This window comes from Desulfofundulus sp. (assembly GCF_049701015.1).
GTDB lineage: Bacteria > Bacillota > Desulfotomaculia > Desulfotomaculales > Desulfovirgulaceae > Desulfofundulus.
Genome location: NZ_JBNATZ010000195.1, coordinates 1 through 4,740 on the forward strand (window position 1 = coordinate 1; position 4,740 = coordinate 4,740).

The 4,740-nt window shown below is 59.0% G+C and carries 6 protein-coding genes; all 6 read left to right on the top strand.

Features of this window, described 5'->3' with window-relative positions:
* A partial coding sequence (locus tag ACPLUI_RS11120) for a beta-ketoacyl-ACP synthase III (protein WP_424660333.1) occupies window positions 1-923 on the top strand: 923 nt, incomplete at its 5' end.
* A gap of 28 nt (window positions 924-951) precedes the next feature.
* Entirely contained in the window at window positions 952-1,905 is a 954-nt protein-coding gene (gene fabK, locus ACPLUI_RS11125; RefSeq protein WP_424660338.1) for an enoyl-[acyl-carrier-protein] reductase FabK, read from the top strand.
* A complete protein-coding gene (gene fabD / locus ACPLUI_RS11130; RefSeq protein WP_424660334.1) occupies window positions 1,902-2,840 on the top strand; it encodes an ACP S-malonyltransferase in 939 nt (312 codons plus the stop codon). The genes fabK and fabD overlap by 4 nt, the downstream gene beginning before the upstream one ends.
* A gap of 1 nt (window position 2,841) precedes the next feature.
* Window positions 2,842-3,585, top strand: a complete 744-nt coding sequence (fabG, locus tag ACPLUI_RS11135) for a 3-oxoacyl-[acyl-carrier-protein] reductase (protein WP_424660335.1) — start codon at window positions 2,842-2,844, stop codon at window positions 3,583-3,585.
* 50 nt (window positions 3,586-3,635) lie between these two features.
* A complete protein-coding gene (acpP, locus tag ACPLUI_RS11140) occupies window positions 3,636-3,866 on the top strand; it encodes an acyl carrier protein (RefSeq protein ID WP_424660336.1) in 231 nt (76 codons plus the stop codon).
* A 76-nt stretch (window positions 3,867-3,942) separates the two neighbouring features.
* Window positions 3,943-4,740: beta-ketoacyl-ACP synthase II (locus tag ACPLUI_RS11145; RefSeq protein ID WP_424660337.1), on the top strand; the 798-nt coding region annotated here is incomplete at its 3' end.

The following is a 4,740-nucleotide window of genomic DNA, read 5'->3' on the forward strand; positions in this document are numbered from 1 at the left end:
CCAGTGACGAGTGGATCCGTACCCGTACGGGTATCCGTGAGAGACATATGGCAGCGGATCATGAGGCCGCTTCAGACCTGGCCACCAGGGCTGCGCGGCGGGCGATGGAAAATGCCGGTGTTACCGGGGATGACATAGATTTAATAATCGTGGCCACCAACAGCCCGGATATGCTTTTCCCTGCCACGGCCTGCCTGGTGCAGGATGCCCTGGGGGCAACAAAGGCGGGGGCCTTTGACGTTCAAGCGGGGTGTACCGGCTTTATATACGCTCTGGTCTGCGGCAGCCAGTTTATAGCTGCCCGGGCGGCAAGAATCGTTCTGGTCGTTGGTACGGAGGTCCTGAGCCGGCTGGTGAACTGGCAGGACCGTAACACTTGTGTTCTCTTTGGTGATGGTGCCGGGGCGGTGGTTATGGGGCCGGTGCCCGAAGGCTATGGTATCCTGGCCTCCCGGCTGGGTGCTGAGGGTTCGGGGGCGATGCTCTTGTCCTTACCGGCGGGACTTTCCCGCCGTCCGGCGTCGGAGGAAACACTGGCTAAAAAACAGCACTTTATACACATGAACGGGCGGGAAGTGTTCAAGTTTGCCGTCAAAGTGATGGAGGAGAGCTGTCTTGCAGTTCTGCAGGCAGCTGGTCTGAGTACGCGGGAACTGGATTTTTTGATCCCCCATCAGGCAAACATTCGCATTATCGAGGCTGCCGCTAAAAGGCTGAACCTGCCTCTGGAAAGGGTATGGGTTAATGTGGACCGTTACGGTAATACTTCTGCTGCTTCCATTCCCCTTGCTTTGCACGAAGCTCTGGAGGCCCGGCGCATCAAGGACGGCGATCACGTGGTGATGGTGGCCTTTGGTGCAGGCCTCACCTGGGGAGCCACGCTGCTGCGCTGGCACGACCATACAAGAAACATTAAAAAATGAGGTATGCATGGAAGGGAGACGGATGACCATTATCCGCACAAAGCTTTGTGATTTACTGGGCATTGAATATCCCGTGATCCAGGGCGGGATGGCCTGGGTCTCGACCGCTGAACTGGCGGCCGCGGTTAGCGAGGCCGGTGGATTGGGGATTATCGGCTCCGGCCAGGCCCCCCCGGAGTGGGTGCGGGAGCAGGTGCGCCTGGCCCGGAGGCTTACGTCCAAACCCTTCGGCGTGAATGTCATGTTACGCTCTCCTCATGTGGACGAAGTGATGCGGGTGCTTCTTGAGGAAAGGATCCCCGTTATTACCACAGGGGCGGGTAACCCGGGCAAATATCTCCCCGGACTGCAGGCGGCAGGCATCCGGGTGATTCCGGTCGTGGCTTCGGTGGCCCTGGCCAGGCGCCTGGCCAGAAGCGGTGTGGACGCCCTTATTGCCGAGGGCATGGAGAGCGGAGGCCACGTGGGCGAGCTGTGTACTTTCCCCCTGGTCCCACAGGTTGTAGATGCGGTTGACATTCCTGTTATTGCCGCGGGCGGTATTTACGACGGCAGGGGCCTGGCGGCCGCCCTCATGCTGGGGGCCCAGGGTGTACAGATGGGTACCCGTTTCATGTGTGCGGCGGAGTGTACCGTTCACCCGGCTGTAAAAGAAATGGTGATCAAGGCCAGGGACAGGGATACGGTGGTCACAGGGCGGCCTACGGGCCACCCGGTGCGGGTACTGCGTAATAAATTGAGCAGACAGTTTGAAGAACTGGAAAGCCGCTGCGCCCCGCCCGAAGAAATGGAGAAGCTGGGCGTGGGTAAGCTGCGGGCGGCCATGATTGATGGCGATGTAGAGTACGGTTCTGTGATGGCCGGACAGGTTTCTGCCATGGTGCGGGAAATTCAGCCCGCCCGTGAAATTATCCTGGAAGTGGTGCGGGGTGCGGCCAACCTGTTGTCGGCCGCCTCGCAGTGGGTGGTGTCCGGGGAATGAAGGTGGCGTTTATTTTCCCCGGCCAGGGGTCGCAGTATGTGGGCATGGGGCGCCAGATGTACGAGCACTTTCCGGCCGCCCGGCGTACTTTTGAAGAAGCTGACGCTTCGCTGGGATTTACCTTGAGCCGGCTCTGTTTTGAAGGTCCGGCCGAGGAACTGCAGCATACCGTGAATGCCCAGCCGGCCATACTCACGGTAAGTGTTGCGTGTTTGAGGGTGCTCCTTGAAAAGGGAGTGGAGCCTTCTGTGGCTGCCGGCCACAGTTTGGGGGAGTATAGCGCCCTGGTGGCAGCGGGGACCATAACTTTTGCCGATGCAGTCAAAATAGTACGTAAGCGGGGCCAGTTCATGCAGGAGGCGGTACCCCTGGGGACCGGGGGGATGATGGCCGTCCTGGGGCTGGATCTCCCATCGGTGGAAGAGGTCTGTCGCCGGGCATCCGGTGCCGGAGTGGTGGAAGCGGTCAACCTCAACTGTCCGGGCCAGGTGGTTATTGCCGGGGAGATGCGGGCTCTGGAACGCGCCTGTGCGCTGGCCATGGAAGCGGGAGCCAGGCGTTGCATTCCCCTGGCTGTTAGTGCCCCCTTCCACTCCAGCTTGATGCGCCCGGCCGGGGAAAGGTTGCGCCGGGAGCTTGAACGGGTGCCCATGGCCGATCCCCGGTTTCCGGTTGTGGCCAATGTTACCGCAGACTATGTGACTTCCAGTGGGGAGGTCAAAGAGCTCCTGGTGCGGCAGGTATACAGCCCGGTGCGCTGGGAGGAAAGCATGCGTCGGATAATGGCCGGCGGCATTCAGGCTTTTGTCGAGGTGGGTCCCGGTACGGTGCTCTGCGGCCTGTTGCGTAAAATTAACCGTCAGGTACAGTGCTGGTCCGTTCAGGATCCGGACTCTCTGGAAAAAGTCCTTGCATGCCTTGGGGAGGTTGGCTAAAATGTTACTTGACGGTAAAAAAGCCATTGTTACCGGTGCTTCCCGTGGTATCGGCCGGGCTATCGCCCTGGCTCTGGCCCGGGCCGGGGCGGATGTGGTCGTGAACTTTAACGGCCAGGCTGCCGCCGCCGGGGAGGTGGCTGCCCGGATCCGGGAGATGGGCCGGCAGGCGGTAACCTGCGGGGCGGATGTTTCCATACCGTCCGAGGCGGCGAAACTGGTCAAGGTGGCCGTAGAACAGCTGGGCGGGTTGCATATTCTGGTGAATAATGCCGGCATTACACGGGATAACCTGGTAATGCGCCTGGCGGATGAAGATTGGGACCGGGTCCTTGACGTTAACTTGAAGGGTGCCTTTAATACCATCAAGGCAGCTTCCCGGTTGATGATTAAAGCCCGCTGGGGCCGCATTATCAACATCAGTTCGGTCGTCGGTATCACGGGTAATGCCGGGCAGGCCAACTACGCCGCCAGCAAGGCCGGGCTCATTGGCTTGACCAAAGCGGTGGCTAAAGAGCTTGGTTCCCGGAACATCACTGTCAATGCGGTGGCACCCGGGTTTATCCTTACCGATATGACCGGGTCCCTTTCCAGGGACGTCAGGGAAAAGATGTTGAGCCAGGTGGCACTCGGCCGTTTCGGACAGCCCGAAGAGGTAGCCGCGGCAGTAGTTTTCCTGGCCAGCGATGCTGCAGGGTATATTACCGGGCAGACCATTGTCGTCGACGGCGGTCTAACCATGTAGACTGATTACATAAAGTTAGTTTGAATAGTATTGGAAGGGGGTGAAACGCTTTGTCCGTTTTCGAGAAGGTTAAAGCCATCATTGTGGAGCAGTTGGGGGTAGATGAATCCGAAGTGACCATGGATGCCTCCTTCATTGAGGATTTGGGGGCCGATTCCCTGGATATTGTAGAACTGGTGATGGCCCTGGAAGAGGAATTTGACCTGACTATTCCCGATGAAGACGCGGAGAAGATCCGCACTGTAGGTGAGGCTGTCAGATATATTCAGGAACACTTATAAGTAAAATCGGGTCCCGCGATTATCACGCGGGACTTTTTGAAATATGGTTTCATGAATTACTTGAGGGGGTAAGGTTTTGTCCAAAAGAGTTGTGGTAACCGGTGTGGGCATAGTATCCCCTGTGGGTACCGGTGTCGGATCCTTTTGGGCTAATGTCACGGCGGGGAAAAGCGGCGTGGGACCTATCACCCGTTTTGATGCCAGTGCCTACGATACCCGCTTTGCCGCCGAGGTAAAGGATTTTGACCCCACCCGGTACATAGACAGGAAAGAAGCACGGCGCATGGATCGCTTTACCCAGTTTGCCCTGGCCGCGACGAAGATGGCCCTGGAAGATGCCGGTCTCGACCTGGAACAGGTTGACAGGGACCGGGTCGGCGTTATCCTGGGTTCGGGGATTGGCGGTATCGAGACGCTGGAGGAACAGCACCAGGTCCTTCTCAAGCGTGGCCCGGGACGGGTAAGTCCTTTTTTCATCCCCATGATGATTGCCAACATGGGGGCGGGCCAGATTGCCATTGCCCACCGGCTCCGGGGTTGTAACCTGACTGTTACGAGCGCCTGCGCCTCCAGCAATCATGCTGTGGGTGACGCCTTCCGCCTGCTCCAGTGGGGGCATGCAGATGTGGTGATAACCGGCGGCAGCGAGGCACCCATCACGCCGCTGGCGGTGGCGGGTTTCTCCGCGATGAAAGCTCTTTCCACCCGCAATGACGAACCGGAGAAGGCCAGCCGGCCTTTTGATGCCGGGCGCGATGGTTTTGTGATAGGCGAAGGGGCAGCCATCTTGATCCTGGAGACCCTGGAACACGCTCAAAGGCGGGAGGCCCGCATTTACGCAGAGGTAGTGGGTTACGGTACCAGCTGCGACGCG